The organism is Hoeflea ulvae (assembly GCF_026619435.1).
GTDB lineage: Bacteria > Pseudomonadota > Alphaproteobacteria > Rhizobiales > Rhizobiaceae > Hoeflea > Hoeflea ulvae.
Genome location: NZ_JAOVZQ010000001.1, coordinates 3597801 through 3617963, shown reverse-complemented (window position 1 = coordinate 3617963; position 20163 = coordinate 3597801). Strand labels below are relative to the sequence as shown.

Annotated in this window: 19 protein-coding genes; 14 read left to right on the top strand and 5 right to left on the bottom strand. The window is 63.6% G+C overall.

Annotated features, from left to right (window positions below; all coding sequences use genetic code 11):
* Positions 1–219: 219 nt before the first annotated feature.
* On the bottom strand, positions 220–1044 hold the full coding sequence (locus tag OEG82_RS17205; RefSeq protein WP_267613618.1) for a DUF4198 domain-containing protein: 825 nt from the start codon (positions 1042–1044) through the stop codon (positions 220–222).
* 372 nt (positions 1045–1416) lie between these two features.
* On the opposite strand from OEG82_RS17205, the gene OEG82_RS17200 reads away from it, so the two are divergent.
* From OEG82_RS17200 to gndA, 10 genes are all read left to right on the top strand, one after another.
* Positions 1417–4368 (top strand): LodA/GoxA family CTQ-dependent oxidase, encoded by a 2952-nt coding sequence (locus OEG82_RS17200; RefSeq protein WP_267613617.1) that lies wholly within the window; start codon positions 1417–1419, stop codon positions 4366–4368.
* Complete coding sequence (locus tag OEG82_RS17195; protein ID WP_267613616.1) at positions 4365–5459, top strand: tryptophan 7-halogenase; 1095 nt, start codon at positions 4365–4367, stop codon at positions 5457–5459. Before OEG82_RS17200 ends, OEG82_RS17195 begins: the two co-directional genes overlap by 4 nt.
* A 149-nt stretch (positions 5460–5608) precedes the next feature.
* On the top strand, positions 5609–6766 hold the full coding sequence (locus OEG82_RS17190; protein ID WP_267613615.1) for a HupE/UreJ family protein: 1158 nt from the start codon (positions 5609–5611) through the stop codon (positions 6764–6766).
* 110 nt (positions 6767–6876) lie between these two features.
* Positions 6877–7359, top strand: a complete 483-nt coding sequence (locus OEG82_RS17185) for an aminomethyltransferase family protein (protein ID WP_267613614.1) — start codon at positions 6877–6879, stop codon at positions 7357–7359.
* A complete protein-coding gene (locus tag OEG82_RS17180) occupies positions 7319–7984 on the top strand; it encodes a glycine cleavage T C-terminal barrel domain-containing protein (protein WP_267613613.1) in 666 nt (221 codons plus the stop codon). The genes OEG82_RS17185 and OEG82_RS17180 overlap by 41 nt, the downstream gene beginning before the upstream one ends.
* Before the next feature lie 71 nt (positions 7985–8055).
* Entirely contained in the window at positions 8056–9639 is a 1584-nt protein-coding gene (gene ccoG, locus OEG82_RS17175; RefSeq protein WP_267613612.1) for a cytochrome c oxidase accessory protein CcoG, read from the top strand.
* Positions 9639–10148, top strand: a complete 510-nt coding sequence (locus tag OEG82_RS17170) for a FixH family protein (RefSeq protein ID WP_267614985.1) — start codon at positions 9639–9641, stop codon at positions 10146–10148. Before ccoG ends, OEG82_RS17170 begins: the two co-directional genes overlap by 1 nt.
* Positions 10145–12508 (top strand): cation-translocating P-type ATPase, encoded by a 2364-nt coding sequence (locus OEG82_RS17165; protein WP_267613611.1) that lies wholly within the window; start codon positions 10145–10147, stop codon positions 12506–12508. The genes OEG82_RS17170 and OEG82_RS17165 overlap by 4 nt, the downstream gene beginning before the upstream one ends.
* On the top strand, positions 12505–12663 hold the full coding sequence (ccoS, locus tag OEG82_RS17160) for a cbb3-type cytochrome oxidase assembly protein CcoS (RefSeq protein ID WP_267613610.1): 159 nt from the start codon (positions 12505–12507) through the stop codon (positions 12661–12663). Before OEG82_RS17165 ends, ccoS begins: the two co-directional genes overlap by 4 nt.
* Before the next feature lie 134 nt (positions 12664–12797).
* The gene (gene gndA, locus OEG82_RS17155; RefSeq protein ID WP_267613609.1) at positions 12798–14210 is read left to right on the top strand and encodes an NADP-dependent phosphogluconate dehydrogenase; all 1413 of its coding nucleotides are present in this window, start codon (positions 12798–12800) and stop codon (positions 14208–14210) included.
* Between the two features lie 33 nt (positions 14211–14243).
* On the opposite strand, the gene OEG82_RS17150 is transcribed toward gndA, so the two are convergent.
* A complete protein-coding gene (locus OEG82_RS17150) occupies positions 14244–14720 on the bottom strand; it encodes a MarR family winged helix-turn-helix transcriptional regulator (RefSeq protein ID WP_267613608.1) in 477 nt (158 codons plus the stop codon).
* A gap of 137 nt (positions 14721–14857) precedes the next feature.
* Between OEG82_RS17150 and OEG82_RS17145 the strand changes: the two genes are divergently transcribed.
* Positions 14858–15544, top strand: coding sequence for a D-lyxose/D-mannose family sugar isomerase (locus tag OEG82_RS17145; RefSeq protein WP_267613607.1), 687 nt, complete (start codon positions 14858–14860; stop codon positions 15542–15544).
* Positions 15545–15772: 228 nt separating this feature from the next.
* Here the strand turns inward: OEG82_RS17145 and OEG82_RS17140 are convergent, their stop codons facing one another.
* Both OEG82_RS17140 and OEG82_RS17135 read right to left on the bottom strand, forming a co-directional pair.
* The gene (locus OEG82_RS17140; RefSeq protein ID WP_267613606.1) at positions 15773–16102 is read right to left on the bottom strand and encodes a helix-turn-helix domain-containing protein; all 330 of its coding nucleotides are present in this window, start codon (positions 16100–16102) and stop codon (positions 15773–15775) included.
* 133 nt (positions 16103–16235) lie between these two features.
* Positions 16236–17264 carry an AraC family transcriptional regulator gene (locus tag OEG82_RS17135; RefSeq protein WP_267613605.1) on the bottom strand — a complete coding sequence of 343 codons (1029 nt, stop codon included), beginning with the start codon at positions 17262–17264 and terminating at the stop codon, positions 16236–16238.
* Positions 17265–17380: 116 nt separating this feature from the next.
* Between OEG82_RS17135 and OEG82_RS17130 the strand changes: the two genes are divergently transcribed.
* The 3 genes from OEG82_RS17130 to OEG82_RS17120 all read left to right on the top strand — a co-directional run bounded on the left by OEG82_RS17130 (position 17381) and on the right by OEG82_RS17120 (position 19288).
* Positions 17381–17845, top strand: a complete 465-nt coding sequence (locus OEG82_RS17130) for a hypothetical protein (RefSeq protein WP_267613604.1) — start codon at positions 17381–17383, stop codon at positions 17843–17845.
* Between the two features lie 64 nt (positions 17846–17909).
* Positions 17910–18038 carry a hypothetical protein gene (locus tag OEG82_RS17125; RefSeq protein ID WP_267613603.1) on the top strand — a complete coding sequence of 43 codons (129 nt, stop codon included), beginning with the start codon at positions 17910–17912 and terminating at the stop codon, positions 18036–18038.
* Positions 18039–18073: 35 nt separating this feature from the next.
* The gene (locus OEG82_RS17120) at positions 18074–19288 is read left to right on the top strand and encodes an acyl-CoA dehydrogenase (protein WP_267613602.1); all 1215 of its coding nucleotides are present in this window, start codon (positions 18074–18076) and stop codon (positions 19286–19288) included.
* Between the two features lie 70 nt (positions 19289–19358).
* Here OEG82_RS17120 and OEG82_RS17115 read toward each other — a convergent pair whose 3' ends face one another.
* Complete coding sequence (locus OEG82_RS17115) at positions 19359–19970, bottom strand: rhodanese-like domain-containing protein (protein ID WP_267613601.1); 612 nt, start codon at positions 19968–19970, stop codon at positions 19359–19361.
* Between the last annotated feature and the right edge of the window lie 193 nt (positions 19971–20163).

The window sequence follows — 20163 nt, the reverse complement described above, 5'->3', positions numbered from 1 at the left end:
GGCTTAATATTGTGTCAGTTTGCTCGGCCAAAGTTTAGCAAGCTGCTGTTCTTTTTACGACAATTGTCGAGCGTCCTGCATGGGGACGGCAAGCGGGCGTTGCCGGACGGACCATCGAAGGTCGGCTTTGCGATGCGCCAGGAGACTGGTAGCCCCGGCCTGGCCATGTTGCGAACAAGGCCCCGGAACCCGGAAAACGGTCCCATGGCAGCAGTCCGGCTAGTCCACAGCAAAGGTCAGCGAAGCCCAGAAACTCTGCCAGTCGGCGTTGCGCTCTACCGGCGCCTCGATCATGTGCACGCTGGCGGCCATATAGGTGCCTCCAGCGGGGAGGGTGAAGCTGGCCTGTCCGGTCTCGTCCGTGCGGGCAAGCGTCCGGGCGGCGAGGGCGCCGTCTTCGCCGCGCTGGAACAATGCCACCTGCGTGTCTTCAAGCGGTGCGCCTTCCCACAGCAGGGTGAAGCTCATTTCCGATCCGGCTGCCAGCGCCTGCGGGTTTTCGCCCGCGACAAGCTCCAGCCGCATGCCGGTGGCGCGGTCCTGGTCGCCTGTTGCATCGCCCACGGTCACAAGCGTCTTGGCGCAGCGCGTGTAGAGCTCGCGGATGTCGTCGCGGGGAAGCCCGCGGGCGTCATGGCGGGCGGGAATGGCGTCAAGGCCTTCAAGCTCGAGATAGGAGGCGAATTTGTCCCAGCCCTGAAAGCGGATCCGCTCGGCAACCGAGACATAGGTGAACAGGGTGAGCCCTTCGCTGCGCGGTGTCAGGGCCAGCGCCGGCAGGTCGCCGGTGGTGCCTGAAACATCGCTCTCGCCAAGGCGGTCGTAGCGCTTGAAGGCGGTAAAGCGCGAGGGAATATAGGGAAGGATATCGCCCTTGAAATCCTGTCCGACGCGGATGTCGGCGCGGATCTCCCTATCGCGGGCCACCGCAAAGGCCTCCGGCTCGATCCAGAATTCATGTCCCGACACGGCGGAAACCTGGGCGAAAGTCAGCGCCAGTCCGAAGAAGGCGGTTGCCCGTTTGAGGGATGTCCGTCGTGTCATGATCGCTCTCCAGATGGGCGGCCAAGATGCATCCGTTCGCCGCCTCGATCAATCGATTATCCACACTGCAGAACCGGGCGGTTTCGGGGCGCGGCGACCAGACCTCGCACGCGGTTTGCCGGCGGGGTCGGCGATGTATCCAGAACAAATAGGAGTGTGAAAAGTCAAATGTTCTAAAAGCTGAAATTCGTAAATACAGATTACGTATGAAGTTTTATTTGGACGAATAAAGCGGCGTCATTCCGAGCATAAATCTGTCGATTTGTGCTGTCTTTATGTTTCGGGCTGTTCCCTGCGGAAGCAACTTCGGCTAGCCTGCTGGTATTCGACGCGTGCGGACCGCAATATTGCCTTTGAATTGAGGAGATCGGCATGGAAAAGGAACCACCAGTCCCGGAATGTTTTGAGACCGAGGCCACATCCGCCGAACGGCTGATCGAGATGTTTGTCGAAATGGGCCAGGCCAAGCGCACCCGTGTCGATCCGCCGCCGGCGCAACGTGCCGTCTTCCGCAAGCTGCATGGTGTGGCCCATGGCTATCTCGAACGGCATGACGACATGCCCGAGCACATGCGCGTCGGCATTTTTGCCCATCAGCGGCTCAAGGCCTGGATGCGGTTTTCCAGCGACACCGGGCCGACCTCTCCCGACCTTGGCAGCACGCTCGGCATCGGGCTGAAACTGTTCGGCGTGCCGGGTGAAAACGCGCTGGGCGAACAGGGCGAAACCGCCGATCTGATCATGCAGGCGGCATCGCGGTTCTTCGTCAATGACGCGAAGGAGATGGTCGAGTTCACCTATGCCGGCGTGGTGCAGAGAAACTACAATGCCTATCTCGCCCGCCACAGGGAAACCAACGACATCCTCAATGCGATGACCGCGCCCAAGGGCTCGGTGCTGACCACCACCTATTGGGCGATCCTGCCGTTTCATCTCGGTGACGAGATCATCAAGTACCGGCTGGAGCCGGAAACAGCACCCGAAAATGTGCCGGACGATGCCACCGATTACCTCAAGACCGATATGGTCAACCGGCTGTCCGAGCGGGACTACCGCTTCGTGCTGTCGGTCCAGCTGCGCACCAATCCCGACACCATGCCGCTCGACAAGGCGATGGTCGAATGGCCTGAATCGGAAAGTGAGTTCCGGCCGGTCGCAACCCTGGTGATCCCGCGGCAGCGCGTCGATGCGCGCGGACAGTCCGACTATGGCCAGAACCTGTCGTTCAACATCTGGCGGGTGCCGCCGGAAAACCGTCCGAGCGAGGAGTCCTCCATCGCCGTGGTCCGCCGCAGCGTCTATGCCGCCGGCGCGGCCTTGCGCCAGAGCGCCAATGGGCAGCTGATCGGTGACCCAGTCGAGCCGCGTCCGGTCGAGCCGATGCATGACGAGACGGACGACTGCATCGTCCAGGCGGTGATCTATCCGTCCATCGGCGTGGCCCGGGTGGGCTCGAGCGAGGAATATTTCTACGGTCCCGAAGTGATCGATCCGGCGCCGCTGCCGCCGGGCAGCTATCGCGATGCGGACAAGAAACTCAAACGCCAGGCGGCGCGCTTCCGCATCTATGGCTGCAATGCCCGCGGCGACATCATCCGCGAACTGACCGGCGAGGACCGGGATGCGGAAATCCGCTGGTCGGTGCAACTCGCCAACCAGAAGGCGGCCTGGTACGGCTTCCAGCTCGCGCTCGACATTCCGGAGGCCAATTATGCCCCGCCGACGACATTGCGCAATCCGGGCGTGGCCGACAGGACCCGGCTGGCGATCACGCCCGAAGCGCGTCACCTTCAGGGTGCGGAGGCCGGGCCGGAGCGGTTCGAGGGCAAATTCATGGATATCCCGGTCTATCTCGGAGAGATCAGCACCGATGCGGCCGCGCGGCTGACCGTGCTTGGCGGCATGGGGCGCTCGCAAAGCTATGATGACAGCGCCGCCATCACATTCGCCAACAATGAAGGCTGGTATGACGATGTCTCCGACGGGCCGGTGACCGCGGAGGTGTTTCTCGACGGCCAGCGCCTGCAGGTGGTTCCGGCCTGGGTGGTCGTCGCGCCGCCCAATTACGGGCCGCAACGCAAGTCAGTGCGCACCATGTGGGACCTGATGCGCGACATCGCGATCAAGTCGAAGATGCTGGCGGCACCGACGCGCCCCTCATTCACCGCCGAAATCCTGCCGATCTTCGAACGGATGGCGGGACTGCAATGGACCAATGCCGGCTTTGCCGGCGGTTTTGGCTGGGAGGGGGCCTTCGATCTCACCAGCAGGGAGGCGCTTGCCGGGCTGGGCAGCACCAGCCCGGCTTTTCGCGAGCAGCGCCGGGTGATCTACAACAATTTCCGAAATTTTGCCCGCGACAGTTATTCTCCGGTGCCGTGGCCATGGCTCTACGGTGACGCGATGAATGTGCCGCCGGCGGACACGCCCCGGCAGAACGCGGTGCTGAGCGATTGCCAGATGGCGATGCTGAAGAAATGGTCCGAGGGCAATTTCGAGCCCGACTATGACCCCGACCGGTTGCCGGTGCGCGAGGTTGACGAGCTGCCGCCGGCCGAACAGGGCGAGATGCTGACCCGCGCGGCGCTGGAATTCTGCCTCGCCGATGCATTCCATCCGGGCTGCGAAATGACATGGCCGGTGCGTGCGTCCTCGATGTACATGGCGCCGTTCCGCTTCCTGCACGCGCCGAAAGGCTGGATCGAGCCGCAGCAGAGCGAGGTGCTGACCACCGATTCGGTGACCATCCCCAACGGCCCGCTGTTCGGGCAGTTGCCGGGCGGCATCACCCGCTGGATGGCGGTGCCATGGCAGACCGACACCAGCAGCTGCCGCTCCGGCTACACGCCGAGCTACGATCCCTATGTGCCGAGTTTCTGGCCGGCGCGGGTGCCCAATGAGGTGCTGACACGGGAAAATTACGACATCGTCATGGACACCAACCGGCCAATGTCGGAACGGCGCAAGGCATTCGCCAACCGGGAAGCCTGGATCGAACCGCTGGGCGCGGACGGCTACACCCACCAGATCAACAACATGATCCAGCATTTCGATTTCCTCGGTGTGGTCGAAGTCCGCGATGGGCCCGGCGACGCGGAATTTCCCGACAAGATCGAAGTCGAGGATTACGCCCGGCTGATCACCCCGGAAGAGGAGCATTACCGGGAACGCGAAAATCTCGGGGCGGAGGCGACATCGCCGGGCCCCCTGACCCATTCGCTCGAAGGCGTGCGCCGGCGCGGTGTGCGTTCGGCCACGGAAGTCGATCTGAGCGAAATTGATCTCGTCAACCGCTTTCCCCGCGGCCTGCCGACCCAGCGGTGAGGGTCGACGTCGCCATTATCGGGGCGGGAACCGCCGGCGCCGCCGCCGCGGCCACGCTTGCACCGCGCGCCTCCGTGGTGCTGCTTGACCGGGTTGCGCCGCCGGTCTGGCGAATCGGCGAAACCCTGCCGGGTGCCGCGCGGAGGGTGCTGACGACGCTGGGCGCCTGGCAGCGCTTCGAGGCGGCCGGTCATGGCGCCGCACCGCTCAAGGTCAGCCGCTGGGGGTCGGACGAGGCCGTTGAACTCGATGCTTTCCGCGATCCCGACGGAGCCGGCTGGCGCATCGACCGGGCGCGGTTCGAGGCGGATCTGCGTGCCGGCGCGGTGGCGCGCGGCGCCATCCTGATGGCGCCGGTCAGTGTGTCGGGCCTGTATCGTGGTGCGCAGGGCTGGACCGTCCGGCTCGAGGGCGGCGACATGATCATGGCCCGCCAGATCATCGATGCCGGCGGCCGGCGCTCGCAATTGCTGCGCCCCTTCGGCCAGCGCCGCATGGTGATGGACCGGCTCGCCTGCGTCTATCAGCGGCTGCGCCAGCGCGGTGAGGCGGACCCGGCAACCTATACTCAGTCGACACCCGAAGGCTGGTGGTACACGGCGTTGCTGCCTGATGGCTGGCGCGTCATCGGCTTTCACGGAGACAGCGACCAGCCGGTGATCCGCGCGTTGATGCGGGAGGGGCCGATTGCTGCGGCCCGGCGCACGGCCGGCCTGGCGCAGGCGCTGGGTGAGCTGGATGATGGGTCGGTCTCGAAACCGCAGGTGTGTGCCGCCAACAGCGCCGCTGCAAGCTCCGCCGGGCAGGGCTGGCTTGCCGCCGGCGACAGTGCCATTGCGCTGGATCCCTTGTCCTCGCAGGGCCTTTTCAACGCGCTGGTGACCGGCATGGAAGCCGGCGAGTCGGCGCTTGCGCTGCTGGACGGTGATGAAACCGCGATGCCGGCGCATGCGGCGCGGACCGGTCGCATCTGGCAGGCCTATGCCGGCCATCATGCAACCTATTACGGCATGGAGCGGCGCTGGCCGGACGCCCCGTTCTGGCAGCGCCGGCTGGGAGCATCGCGGGCACCGGTTGCGTTGGTTGACTGAAATCCTGCCCTTGCGACCGCTGCCAGAGGAAATTGCTGCAAATTCTCCTGCCGAGACTGGACGAAACGGCATCACCGGTCCAAGTAAGCCGGACACCGCCCTGTGGTTGTGTGACCGCCCCGTCCTGTCCTTGTGCCGTGGATCTGATGATGACCCTGTCTTTGCGCTCGATAAATCAATTGCTTGCCAGCCTGCTTGTGGCCGTGGCCGTGCTGCTTTGGGCGGCAGGGACCGTTCGCTCCCATGAAATCCGCCCGGCGATTGCCGATCTGGTGTTTGCCGGCGACGGCACGGTGCGGCTCGAGATGTCTCTGATACTCGAGGCCGCGCTGGCCGAAATCGGCGCGGAGCATGGTGACACCGACGACAGCCCCAACGCGCAGCGCTACGACGCGCTTCGGCTGCTCGACGAGGCCGCATTGGCAGCGGAGTTCGAGCGCTTTCAACCCCGCTTTCTCGACGGTGTCGCGCTGCTGGCCGATGGCGCCAGGGTGCCGCTCGACATTGTTGCCGTGGAACTTGTTCCGGTGGGTGATACCGATTTCGCCCGGCTGAGCCGGCTTACGCTGGCGGGGCAATTGCCGCCGGGCGCCGGCGCGGTGGTGTTCTCGTTCGATCCGGCCTTCGGCCCCAGCGTCATCCGGGTGCCGGACGCCGATGGTGAATACAGCTATTCAGCCTATCTTGCAGATGGCGGCCCCAGCGAAGCGATCCCGGTGGAGGGCGGGCTCAGCCGCAGCGCCGGAGAGGTCTTTGTCGATTATGTCGGCATCGGCTTTGCCCATATCGTGCCCAAGGGACTCGATCACATTCTCTTCGTGGTCGGGCTGTTTCTGCTGTCACCGCGGCTCAAGCCGCTGCTGGTGCAGATCACCGCTTTCACAATCGCACATTCGGTCACATTGGCCATGGCGATGCTGGGCGTGATCTCGCTGCCTGCCAGCATTGTCGAGCCGCTGATTGCCGCCTCGATCGTCTTCATCGCTGTGGAGAACCTGGCGACCAACCGGCTCAGTCCCTGGCGGCCCTTCGTGGTGTTCGGCTTCGGTCTGTTGCACGGGCTCGGTTTTGCCGGCGTGCTGACCGAGATCGGCCTGTCGCCGGCGCATTTCGTCAGTGGGCTGGTGGCCTTCAATATCGGTGTCGAGGCCGGGCAGCTTGCCGTTGTCGCCGGCTGCTATGCGCTGTTCGGCGCCTGGTTCTCCGACAAGAGCTGGTACCGGACGCGGATCACCATGCCGATGTCGCTGGCGATCGCCGCCGTGGCGGCCTGGTGGTTTGTCGAACGGCTCGGATGGGTGGGTTGAGAGACAAAAAATAGTTCTCCCATGACGCGATCTGGCGCGCCTTGACGGATGTGCCGCAACTAGTCTGCCGGTGCCTGCGCATGACGCGCCCCTTGCTCCGGAGACAGCCAATGCCGCCTTTTCTGTCGATATCCCGCCGCACCCGCCGCACGCCGTTCACGGACCGTGTCACCGCTGCAGGCGTGTCGGCCTATACGGTCTACAACCGCATGCTTTTGCCCACCGTGTTCAGGTCGGTGGTCGAGGATTATCACCATCTCAAAAGCGCCGTTCAGGTCTGGGATGTGGCCTGCGAGCGGCAGGTGGAGATCCGCGGTCCGCAGGCGGCCGAACTGGTGCAGATGCTGACACCGCGGGATCTCTCGGAGATGGCGGTCGGGCAATGTCTCTACACCCCGATGGTCGACGAGACCGGCGGCATGCTCAACGATCCGGTCACCGTCAAGCTCGACGAGGACCGCTACTGGGTGTCGATCGCCGACAGCGATCTGCTGTTGTGGGTCAAGGCGCTGGCGGTGGGCTTCCGGCTGGCCGTCGATGTGATCGAACCCGATGTGTCGCCGCTGGCGATCCAGTGGCCCGCGCGCCGATGATCTGGCCGCCCGGGTATTTGGCGACGAAGTCCGCTCGATCCGGTTTTTCCGCTACAAGCGCCTTGCCTTCAATGGCGTCGATCTGGTCGTTGCCCGCTCGGGCTATTCCAAGCAGGGCGGCTTCGAGATCTATGTCGAGGGCGGCCAGCATGGTGAACCGCTGTGGGACGCGCTGTTTGAAGCCGGCCGGGATCTCGATGTGCGGGCAGGGTGCCCCAACCTGATCGAGCGGATAGAGGCAGGCATGCTGTCTTACGGCAATGACATGACGCGGGCCAACACGCCGCATGAATGCGGGCTGGGCCGGTTTTGCGACACCAGGTCAGCCATCGGTTGCGTCGGCCGTGACGCGCTGTTGCGGGTCGCCAGGGAAGGCCCGCTCAAGCAGATCCGCTATCTCGAGATCGACGGCGATGCGGTGCCGCCATGCCCCGAGCCCTGGACGGTAAGCGCCCAGGGGGAGCCGGTCGGCCAGGTCACCTCGGCTGCCTGGTCGCCGGATTTTGAAACCAATGTGGCAATCTCCATGATCAATCGCGACTGCTGGGAGGAGGGCGCCATGGTCGAGGTCGCCACCCCTGCCGGCAACCGCCCGGCGCGGGTGCGTGGCAAAAGCTGGTTGTGACGGCTTGATCTTGATCAAGGCATCGGCGCTGTGGTGCGCGCATGGTGCGGCTCAGATCAATGGTGCCCATGATGAACACGCAAACGCCCACCGTCGCGTCACAGGATGCGGATGAAATCGAGCGGCTTGATGCCGAATCGGTCAATGCCGCCTGGAAACGCAAGCCGCTTTACGAGGCGCGCAAGAAGATTTTCCCGAAACGCGCCGAAGGCACCTACCGGCGCTTCAAGTGGCTGGTGATGCTGGTCACCCTCGGAATCTACTACCTCACGCCATGGCTTAGATGGGATCGCGGGCCGTTTGCGCCCGACCAGGCGGTGCTGCTCGATGTCGCCAACCGGCGGTTCTATTTCTTTTTCATCGAGATCTGGCCGCAGGAGTTCTTCTTTGTCGCCGGATTGCTGGTAATGGCCGGGTTCGGACTGTTCCTGATCACCTCGGCGGTCGGCCGCGCCTGGTGCGGCTACACCTGTCCGCAAACGGTGTGGGTCGATCTGTTCCTGGTGGTCGAGCGGTGGATCGAGGGCGACCGCAACCAGCGCATGAAGCTCGATGCCGCACCGTGGAGCGCGTCGAAGCTGTTCAAGCGGGTGGCCAAGCACGCAAGCTGGATCTTCATCGGGGTCGCCACCGGCGGCGCCTGGATCTTCTATTTCGCCGATGCGCCGACGCTGTTCGTGAATTTCTTCACCGGCAATGCCGCGCCGATCGCCTATATCACCGTGGCGGTGCTGACGGCGACGACCTACACATTCGGCGGGCTGATGCGCGAGCAGGTCTGCATCTATATGTGCCCCTGGCCGCGCATCCAGGCCGCCATGCTGGATGAGAACTCGCTGGTGGTGACCTATAATGACTGGCGCGGCGAACCGCGTGGCCGCCACGCCAAGAAGGCGGCGGCGCAAGGGTTGGTGCAGGGGGATTGCGTCGACTGCAATGCCTGTGTCGCGGTCTGTCCGATGGGCATCGACATCCGCGACGGCCAGCAGCTCGAATGCATCACCTGCGCGCTGTGCATCGATGCCTGCGACACCGTGATGGACAAGCTCGACCGGCCGCGCGGGCTGATTTCCTATGCCACGCTGGCCGATTATGCCGACAACATGGCGCTGGCCCAGGATCCGGTCACCGGCACGCTGGATCCCGGGCGCACCCGCACCGAGGACGGCGGCTTTGTCGATGCGGTCAAGCATTTCAACTGGCGCATCGTTTTCCGCGCCCGGTCCCTCATGTATATGGGTGTATGGTCGCTGGTCGGCATCGCCCTGCTGGTGGGGCTGTTGTCGCGCGACCGGCTGGAGGTCAATGTGCTGCATGACCGCAATCCGCAATATGTGCTGGAATCCAACGGCGACATTCGCAATGGATATTCGGTGAAGATCCTCAACATGATCCCCGAACCGCGGGTGATCTTCCTGTCGATCGAGGGCCTGCCGGGCGCGACGATGCGGATTCCGGGCATTGATCAGCCCGCAGGGGTGTCGTTTGCCATTCCGGTCGAGCCCGACCGGTTGCGCGAATTGCGGGTCAATGTGCTTCAGCCCAAGGAATATGTAAGCTCCGAGACGGCGAAGTTCCGCTTCATCACCGAAGACCGGGCCAGCACCGAACGCGACAGCTATACCGCCAATTTCCATGCACCGGAGACAAAGTGATGCAGATGATCCGGGCGATTTTCCAGCCCAAGGAATTTACCGGCAGGCACATGCTGTTCACCATGGTGGCGTTTTTCGGGGTGATCATCACCGTCAACCTGATCATGGCGCGGTTTGCGGTCACCACCTGGAGCGGGCTTGTCGTGCCCAACACCTATGTGGCCAGCCAGCAGTTCAACGCCAAGGCCGCGGAATCGCGCGACATTGCCGCCCTGGGTTACCAGCTCGAATTCGGCTCTGATGTCGATGGCCTGTCGATCCGTTTTTCCGATCGCCGCGGCGAACCGGCGCTGGCCGACAGCATGGTCGTGGCCCTGCGCCGGCCGGTCGGCACCGATCAGGACCGTGAACTGGTGATGGTGCGCGGCAGCGATGGCATCTACCGGGCGGAGGGACAACTGGCACAAGGCGAATGGATCGCCACGGTGACGGCGAGCAACAATGGCCAGACGCTCTACAAGCGGGGGCGGCGGTTTCACGTCAGGGCAGATGGGAGCCTGCTGCCGTGAGCTGCTGCGCCGCAGGCACCGAAAGTGCCGCCGAGCTTGAGGCGCTGAAATCCGAAGGCCCGTCGGCAGAGGAAATCTGGCTGTCGAGCCGACCGCTCGGCGACGGAATGCGCCAGGTCGACCTGATCGTGCCAGGGGTGCATTGCGGCGCCTGTATCGCACTTCTCGAACGCGAACTTCCCCGGACACCCGGTGTCGATCATGCCCGGGTCAACCTGTCGACCCGGCGGGTGTCGGTGGTGTTTGAAAACAAGGCCGGCGCAGGGAGCGCCGCACCCATAAGCGGCAGCCATGCCGAGACCGTGCTGACGGCGCTGGCAGAAAAATTCAAGGCGCTGGGCTATCCCGCACATCTGCCCGGCGGCGGCGAAGAGGGCGCCGATCCGGCGTTTCGCGAGTTGCTCAAGGCGCTGGCGGTTGCGGGCTTTGCCTCGATGAATGTGATGCTGCTGTCTGTCTCGGTCTGGTCGGGCGCCGACGACACCACGCGCGACCTGTTTCACTGGATCTCGGCGCTGATTGCCGCGCCGGCGCTGGCCTATTCGGGCCGGATCTTCTTCCGCTCTGCCTGGGACGCGCTCAGCCATGGCCACGCCAATATGGATGTGCCGATCTCGCTCGGCGTGATTCTGGCCTATGCGATGTCGCTCTACGAGACCATCACCCATGGCGAACATGCCTATTTCGACGCTTCGGTGACCTTGCTGTTCTTTCTGCTGGCGGGCCGGACGCTCGACCACATGATGCGCGAAAAGGCCCGCTCGGCGGTGCGCAATCTGGTGCGGCTGTCGCCGCGCGGCGCGATGGTGATCCGGGATGACGGCAGCCGGGACTACCTGGCGCTCGACGAGATCGAACCGGGCATGCGGCTGGCGATTGCGCCGGGCGACCGCATCCCGGTGGACGGGCGGGTGGTTTCGGGCCGCTCGGACATGGATTTCGCCGTCGTCAATGGCGAGAGCGCGCCGCTTCCGGTCGAGACCGGATCGCTGACGCCGGCCGGCACGCTCAACCTCACCGGCTCACTGGTGCTGGAGGCGACGAAGAGCGCGCGCAACTCGTTCCTGGCCGAAATGGTCTCGATGATGGAGGCCGCCGAGAGCGGACGGGCCGGCTACCGCCGGATCGCCGATCGGGCCTCCGCCATCTACGCACCCGTGGTGCACCTTTTGGCCCTTGGCACCTTCGCCGGCTGGATGATGGCCACCGGCGACTGGCGCATGGCAATGATGACCGCGGTGGCGGTGCTGATCATCACCTGTCCCTGCGCGCTTGGGCTGGCGGTGCCGGTGGTGCAGGTGGTGGCTGCCGGGCGCCTGTTCGAAAACGGCATCATGGTCAAGGACGGCTCGGCGATGGAGCGGCTGGCGCAGACCGATCATGTGGTCTTCGACAAGACCGGGACACTGACGCGCGGGCGGCCGCAGCTGGTCAATGCGGCGGCTGTGGCGCCGGAAAATCTGGCGATTGCGGCGCGCATCGCACGCGCCTCGCGGCATCCGCTGAGCCAGGCGCTGGCCTCCCATGACACGGCGGGAGAGCTGATGCCGGATTTCGACATCATCGAAACCCCGGGCGAGGGGGTCGAGGCGATCTCGCCCGAAGGCGAGGTCTACCGGCTGGGCCGGGCCATGTTTGCGCTCGATGGCCACAATCAGGGTCTCGACCAGGCCGCCGACGCCAGCCAGGTCATCCTGTCGAAAAACGGCGTATTCATGGATGTGTTCCTGTTCTCCGACCAGTTGCGGCGCGGTGCCATACAGGCGGTGGCAAGGCTGGCAGCACTGGGGCTCGACGCCGAAATCCTCTCGGGCGACCGGGAGGCGCCGGTCAGGGCGCTGGCGGGCGAGCTGGGCCTGGCGAGCTATGTCGCCGGCGTGCGGCCGCGCGGCAAGGTCGACCGGCTCAAGGCGCTGGCTGAGGCGGGTGGCAAGCCGCTGATGGTGGGCGACGGGCTCAATGATGCGCCGGCGCTGTCGGCTGCGCATGTCTCGATGGCGCCGGCGAGTGCCGCCGATGTCGGGCGGATGGCGGCGGATTTCGTGTTCCTGCATGATTCGCTCGAGGCTGTGCCGCTGGCCATCGAGGTCTCGCGCAAGGCGGGCAGCCTGATCCGGCAGAATTTCGCGCTGGCGATCCTGTACAATTGCATTGCGGTTCCGGCCGCGGTTCTGGGCCACGCAACGCCGCTGATTGCGGCGCTGGCGATGTCGTCATCCTCGGTGATCGTGGTGCTGAATTCGCTGCGGCTGCGGCGCAAGACCCGCATCGAGCACTTCGCGCGGGGCGCCGTCAGCCGGATCACGCCGGCCTTGCCGGGGGAGGCGCGCGCGGAAAGCAGCCTCAGGACATCCGCATGAACACGCTGATTTTCCTGATTCCGATTGCCCTGCTTCTGGGAGCCCTGGGCCTGGCGGCATTCCTGTGGTCGATGAAATCCGGCCAGTATGACGATCTTGAAGGGGCAGCCTGGCGCATTCTCGATGATGGTGACGACAAGCCCGAGCAGGACTGAACCCGGTTCCTCGCATTCCGGCGCCTGGAAAAATCGGCGCGCATCCCCACAGTTGATCGCCGCGGAGGCTTGCCGCTCGCGCCGGCATCGGTCACAAGGTGATCTGATGAAAGCGCCGTAGGGGGAGACCGGAAATGGCTGAAGCGGAAATTGGTGTTATCGGGCTGGGCGTCATGGGCGCCAATCTTGCGCTCAATATTGCGGACAATGGCTATCACGTTGCCGTCTACAACCGCACCACGGCGCGGACGGACGAGTTCGCGGCCTCGGCGGGCGAATTGTCCGACAAGGTGACCGCCTGCGCCACGCTGGAAGATTTCGTTGCCGCGATCCGGCCACCGCGTCCGGTCATCATCATGGTCAAGGCCGGTGAGCCGGTCGACGCGCAGATTGCGGCGCTGAAGCCGTTGCTGGCAGCCAACGACATCATCATTGACGCCGGCAATGCCAATTTCCGCGACACCATGCGCCGCTTCACCGATCTTGAAGGCTCGGGCCTCACCTTTATCGGCATGGGCGTGTCAGGTGGCGAAGAGGGCGCGCGCCACGGGCCGTCAATCATGGTCGGCGGCGCCGAGGACGCCTGGAAGCGGGTCGAGCCGGTGCTGACGGCGATCTCGGCCAAGTTCGAGGGCGAAGCCTGTGCCGCGTGGCTCGGCGAGAACGGCGCCGGACATTTCGTCAAGACCATTCACAACGGCATCGAATATGCCGACATGCAGATGATCGCCGAAGTCTATGGCGTGATGCGCGATCATCTCGGTATGGATGCGCCGACGATTGCCGCGGTGTTTTCGGCCTGGTCGACCGGACCGCTCGATTCCTATCTGATCGACATCACCGCCGAAGTGCTGATGGTTCAGGACGCCCACACCGGACGGCCGATCGCCGACATCATTGTCGATGCCGCGGGCCAGAAGGGCACCGGCCGCTGGTCGGTGATCGAAAGCCAGATGATGGGCGTTCCGGCAACGGCGATCGAGGCGGCGGTGGCTGCGCGCAGCCTCTCGGCGATGCGGGAGCAGCGCGCCCTGGCGCAGGCCGAGTTCGGGCTTCCTGCGCAGCACGACCGGCGCGAGGGGCAGGCGGTGATCAAGGATCTCGAAAAGGCGCTGCTGGCCGGCAAGGTTGCGGCTTACGCGCAGGGCTTTGCGGTGATGGCCGCGGCGTCAGCTGAGTTCAAATGGAACCTGCCGATGGCCACAATTGCCCGGATCTGGCGCGCCGGCTGCATCATCCGGTCGCGTTTCCTCGACGAGATCGCCACCGCCTTTACCAATGATCCCGACGTGGCCAATCTCGCGCTGACACCGGCGTTTTCTGCGATGATCAGGGATACCGACGCCAGCCTGCGGCGGATCGTGGCCGAATCGGCGATGAACGGCATGCCGGTGCCGGCACTGGCCAGCGCGCTGGCCTATTTCGACACCTACCGGCGCGCCCGCGGCACTGCCAACCTTATCCAGGCGCAGCGCGATTTCTTCGGCGCGCATGGTTTTGCCCGGCTCGACGCCGAGGGCGAACACCACGGACCCTGGGGCAGCTGAGCAGCATTCCGGCCGGCAGCAACGGCCGGGGTGTCAGGGGCGGAGGAGCCTGTTCTCGACGGCGGTGATGCCGGCCTCGAGCCGGCTCGCTCCGTCGTCGCCAAGCATGTCGATGAGCTTGGCCTCATAGGTTCTGGCCAGCGCGACAAGATCGCGATAGCGATGACGGCCCTCGCGGGTCAATTCGATATGCTCGACCCGGCGATCGGTGGCATCGGCCTGGCGGGTGATCCATTTGCGGTCTTCCAGCGAGCGGATGGCCCGGCTGACCTTGGTCTTGTGCATGGAGGAATGGGCGCCGATATCCGTGGCCGTGATCCGGTTGAACTGGCCGATGGTGGCCAGGGTCCGCCATTCCGGCCGGGTCATGCCGTGGCGCTCGCGATACAGCGCTGCGAACTGGCGGCTGACGGTTTCGGCAGCGCGTGCCAGCCGGTAGGGCAGGAAACTCTCCAGCGCCAGCACGTCGGGCGCAAGCTCATCAGCCGGTTTGTCGCGATGGGGAGGCATGGGCATGTCCGGGATCGTTGCGTTTGTAACTTTGCGGACATAGCGCCGAAACGGCATGGTTTCAATTGCCACGCGGCGGCCAAGGCCTTAAATCTTTCACGACAATTGACAGAACGTGGCTTCGGCCGGAGGGTGCCATGGAACGCAGCCAGATCAACGAGATCCTGGAAGAGAGTGACAAATTCATCCGATCCTTCGGATATGTGATGCCGCCCTTTGCCTATTGGAGCCCGAAGGAGCTGCGCATCCGCACGGCAACGGACGCCAGCAGCATCCGCGCCAACCGGCTGGGCTGGGACATCACCGATTACGGCCAGGGCAATTTCGAGGATCTCGGCCTGTTCCTGTTCACCGTCCGCAATGGCTCGGCCACCGACCTCTCCGAGGGCAAGGGCATGCTGTATGCCGAGAAGATCATGATCTCGCGCAAGGATCAGGTCTCGCCGATGCACCGGCACAATATCAAGGCCGAGGACATCATCAACCGCGGCGGCGGCAAGCTGGTGCTGGAACTGTTTGCCTCGGCGCCGGACGGGTCGGTCGATCCGGATGCATCGGTTTCGGTGCACACCGACGGCGTGGTCCGGACATTTGCTCCCGGTGAGCTGCTCAAGCTCGATCCCGGCGAGAGCGTCACGCTGCTGCCCGGCGTCTGGCATGCCTTCTGGGGAGAAGGCAGCGACGTGCTGATCGGCGAGGTCTCGACCGTCAATGACGATCTGACGGATAACGTCTTCCGCGAGCCGATCGGCCGGTTTTCGACCATCATCGAGGACGAAAAGCCCAGCCATCTGCTGGTGTCGGATTACGACACCTGGCTCTAAAGCGCTCCGGTTTCAGGCAAAAATGTCTTGGGAGGCGGCGTCAGCCGGAACCCCGCATGGCTCCGGCTGACGCCTTGGAAAAACTGCGCCTCAAGCCCGTCCCCGCCCCGAGGTGGCTGGGCTGCAGTTCTTCGGTCCGGGGCAGGGCTGCGGTTGTTTCAAACGCGGGCGGCTGCCAAGCCGGGAAATCCTGTTTCAGGTGACGCTCAAGCGGGCCACCCGAAGTGCTCAATGGGTTTGTTGCAGTTCCAGCAGTCCCAGGCGGGCCGCCTTGGCCATGCCGGCCATGCGGTTGGGAACGCGCAGTTTCATCATGATAACCGAGAGAACCGACTTCACCTCACCGGCGGTCAGTTCCATCTCTGCACCGATCTGGGTGTCGGTGCGGCCTTCTGCGCAGCGGCGCAGGCATTTCATCTCTGTACGTGTCAACGGGTGAAACCCTCCTTCATTTCCGAGATCCATTATCGTGTCATCCTCCTCGGGATCGCCCGGTCCGCAGATTTGAGCGAAAAAACGCGGCGAACCAAACAGCCCGTCGCGGCAACCATCAGTCATGTCTTAAATGCTGGAGATCTTATGCACCTGCTTTGGCGCGAGCACATTCACGCTGCGCGCCAAAAAATCGGCCTTAAATCAATTTACCTGATTTATCTCGATGCGGAGGGCAGGTGGCCGTCGGGCCGGGCCGTCACGCGGATTTGGCGTGGTCCTGCCGGTACTGGCTGGGCGTCATGTCGAACCAGCGGATGGCGGAGCGGGTAAAGGCGGCGGGCGCGGAAAAGCCGAGCTTGTAGCCGATGCTGGAGAGGGTGTGCGATGTCTCCAGAAGCAGCCGCTTGGCCATCTCCCTGCGGCACTCGTCAATGATGGCCTGCATGCTGGTACCGGCGTCGTTGAGGCGCCGTTGCAAGGTGCGCGGGCTCATGCCCAGACGCTGGGCTTCGCTGGCCAGAGTGGGGGTGTTAAAGGACAGGTTTTCGGCGACGTGAAGCCGGATCGCCACCAGCGGATCGCTGGCGTCGGTGTGGCGCAGCGGTATCTCGTCCATCTGCTGGCTCATCATCGCAAACAGCTGCGGGTCGGCATTGGGATTGACCCGATCAAGGAATTCCGCGGGCAGGATCATGGTGTTGATGGGGGCGTTGAAAGTCAGGTTCTGGGTCAGTAACTGCTTGTGCAGGCTGGTATTTACCGGTTTCGAGCGCTCCAGCTCCAGCCGCACCTTGTTGATGTCGTCACCAAGCAGCGCGCGCAGATGGATGAAGCCCTGGGCCGCGCCCATGTCGACATATTGGCCCCGGTGCAGGATCAGCGGCGAGTAGGTCCATTCGAAATGGGCGGAGCGGGCGCCGATCTCCAGCGTGCAGATCCGGGTCTCGCTGACCTTTTGCATGTTGCGCCCGAAGAACATCAGGAAGTCGCGCACGGTCGGCGCATTCATCAGGCCGTAGCCGAAGGGTCCGGACGAGCCTTTCTGGAAGGATGCAATGGATTTGAGGCCGAAAACATCGTCGCCGGAAATCAGCGCCAGGGCCTCGAGATAGCGGCACAGGCGGTTGAGGCTGATGCGTTCATTGATGAGGCTGAACCGGTCCGGATCAAGCCCGCAGGCGCGGGCAATCGGGTCGACATCCAGACCCTGGCTGGTGCCGTAAAGGCTGATCCCGGAGGCGAGACCGGCCGTCACTTCAAACTGGTCTGCAAGGGTCGTAAACATCGCTATGGCGTCCAGTGTTAAAATAATGGCATGAAAAGTAAACGTCAAACAGATGACGGTGTCGAGTTCGAATGTATTCTAGATACGGAATTCCCATCTCAGTGGATCAGTTTTTCGTGAACAGCCATATCTCGCCCATGAGTTTCGAACTGCCCGACAGCGCGCCGGAGCGGATCCGTGCCTTTCTGACGCTCTGGCACCAGAAGGCCGATGGCGACATGCCTTCTGCCGCAGACTTCGATGTGGCGACGCTGAGCAGCGATTATCCGCTGCTGGTGCGCATCCGGCTCGAAGGGCCGAAAGAAACGCTTGTGCTGGATGATGTGGCGATTGCCGAACGCTGGCCGTTCATGACACCGGTCAAGGACCGGCCCTTGACGGATTTCGTGCCGGAGCACAGCAAGAAGCGGGTGATGGGCGCATTCGAGGAGACGCTTGCGAGCGGCGTTCCCAATTATTACGAGACCACCTCGTGGAAGCATGACGGCCAGTGCGTGACGCTGGCGCGGCTGGTGGCGCCGTTGGTGGATGGCGACCGGCGGGAATTGATCGCCCTGTGGGATGTCGTCGCGACCGCCTGACCGATGTGTCTGAAAAATATTTTAAGCCTATAGTATCTCCGGCAATCCATGATAAGGAAACCGCATGGCGGCCTTTGCCGCCGGTGCGTGTCGCATCCGCCCCGATGAGCTGCCGCGACAGCGCCGCTTCGCCATGATGCTGCGTCATTTGCGCATTCGATTGAATGTGGCGCTGGCTGCAGACAAAGGGTAATGCTGCCCTTCTGGATCAAACTGGAGTTTTTAGCGATGTCCGTGTCCCCCGCCGTTTCGACCAAGTCCTCGAAATCCTCGTTCCAATGGGATGACCCGTTCCTGATCACCGATCAGCTGACCGAGGAAGAACGGATGATCTCGGACGCTGCGGCCGCCTTTGCCGCCGACAAGCTGGCACCGCGGGTGACCGACGCCTATCTCAACGAGACCACCGACCGCGACATCTTCTCGGAAATGGGGGCAGCGGGTCTGCTTGGTGTCACCGTTCCTGAACAATATGGCGGTGCGGAAGCTGGTTACGTCTCCTACGGGTTGGTGGCGCGCGAAGTCGAGCGCGTCGATTCGGGCTACCGTTCGATGATGAGCGTTCAGTCGTCGCTGGTGATGTACCCGATCCAGGCCTATGGCAGCGAAGAGCAGCGGCAAAAATATCTGCCGAAGCTCGCCAGCGGCGAGTGGGTCGGCTGTTTCGGCCTGACCGAGCCGGATGCCGGGTCCGATCCGGGCGGCATGAAGACCCGCGCCAGGAAGACCGATGGCGGCTATGTGCTCAACGGCTCGAAAATGTGGATCTCGAATTCGCCGATCGCCGATGTCTTCGTGGTCTGGGCCAAGTCGGAAGCCCATGACAACCAGATCCGCGGCTTCGTGCTGGAAAAGGGCATGACGGGCCTGTCGGCGCCGAAGATCGGCGGCAAGCTGAGCTTGCGCGCTTCGATCACCGGTGAGATCGTCATGGAGAATGTCGAAGTCTCCGAGGATGCTATCCTGCCGAATGTCTCGGGCCTCAAGGGTCCGTTCGGCTGTCTCAACCGGGCGCGCTACGGCATTTCCTGGGGCGTGATGGGCGCGGCTGAGGATTGCTGGCACCGGGCGCGTCAATATGGTCTTGACCGGCACCAGTTCGGCAAGCCGCTGGCCGGCACCCAGCTGTTCCAGAAGAAGCTTGCCGACATGCAGACCGAAATCGCACTCGGCCTTCAGGGCTCGCTTCGCGTCGGCCGGCTGATGGACGAGGGTCGGTTCGCGCCGGAGATGATTTCGATCATGAAGCGCAACAATTGCGGCAAGGCGCTGGATATCGCCCGGATGTCGCGTGACATGCATGGCGGCAACGGCATTCAGGCCGAATATCACGTCATGCGCCACGCGCAGAACCTTGAAACCGTCAACACCTATGAGGGCACGCATGATGTGCATGCGCTGATCCTCGGTCGGGCACAGACCGGCATTCAGGCGTTTTTCTGAGGGCTTGGCCGTCAGGTTTTGAAACAAACAATTTCGGGCTCAAGTGCACTCCACTTGGGCCCGACCTGTTTTAAAGCCCGCCTTCGACCGTGGTCAGGCCGAGAATCTTCCAGGCCTGCATGCCGCCGCGATAATAGAAGATGCGATCGGCGGGATAGGTTTCGCGCAACATGGCGCGGATGGCGGTGGGGGACTGGCCGCACCACAATCCGTTGCAATAGAGCGCCACATTCCTGGCATTGCTGCAGTCCCAGGCGCCGCTGCTGCCGGTGCAGCCGAGCTCATCCAGACGTCCGGCGATTTCGGTGTAGGGAATGTTGAGCGCGCCGGGAATGGTTTCCTCGGCATGCCAGTCGACCGTGCGGGCGTCGACCACGATGGCCGCTTCGTCAGCCAGCATGTCGAGCAGTTCCAGCTCTCCGATGGTGGCAACGCCGTCGGCCACCTGTGCCGGCTGAATGCAGAATGGCGGACAGGCGCGCGAGGTTTTTGCGAAATAGCCGCTGATCTCGTGCTCGGTGTCCTGAATGCGCTCGATGGTCACCGGACCGTCCTCTGTCTGCACCTCGACGCCGGCAATGTCAGGCCGGATGTTGACTTCCTTCTTGTCGTCGGCGGCAAAAGCGGCAGCTGATCCAAACAGCAGCCACATCGCTGATATAAGAGCTATCATCCGGGGCATCGTTTTCTCCTCATTGGCCCGGTGTTCTCGCAAGCAGGACTGCGCAAGATCCGGATAAAATATTCAGATATACCTATGTAACGGGATGGCCTGTGGCGGGTCAATGCCCGGGGGTGCGGCGCAAGCCTTGCGCGCCCGGCGTCGGCTGGTTCCGGGCCGTGGGCCTTGGCAGGGTGGGGCAAGCAAAGTAATG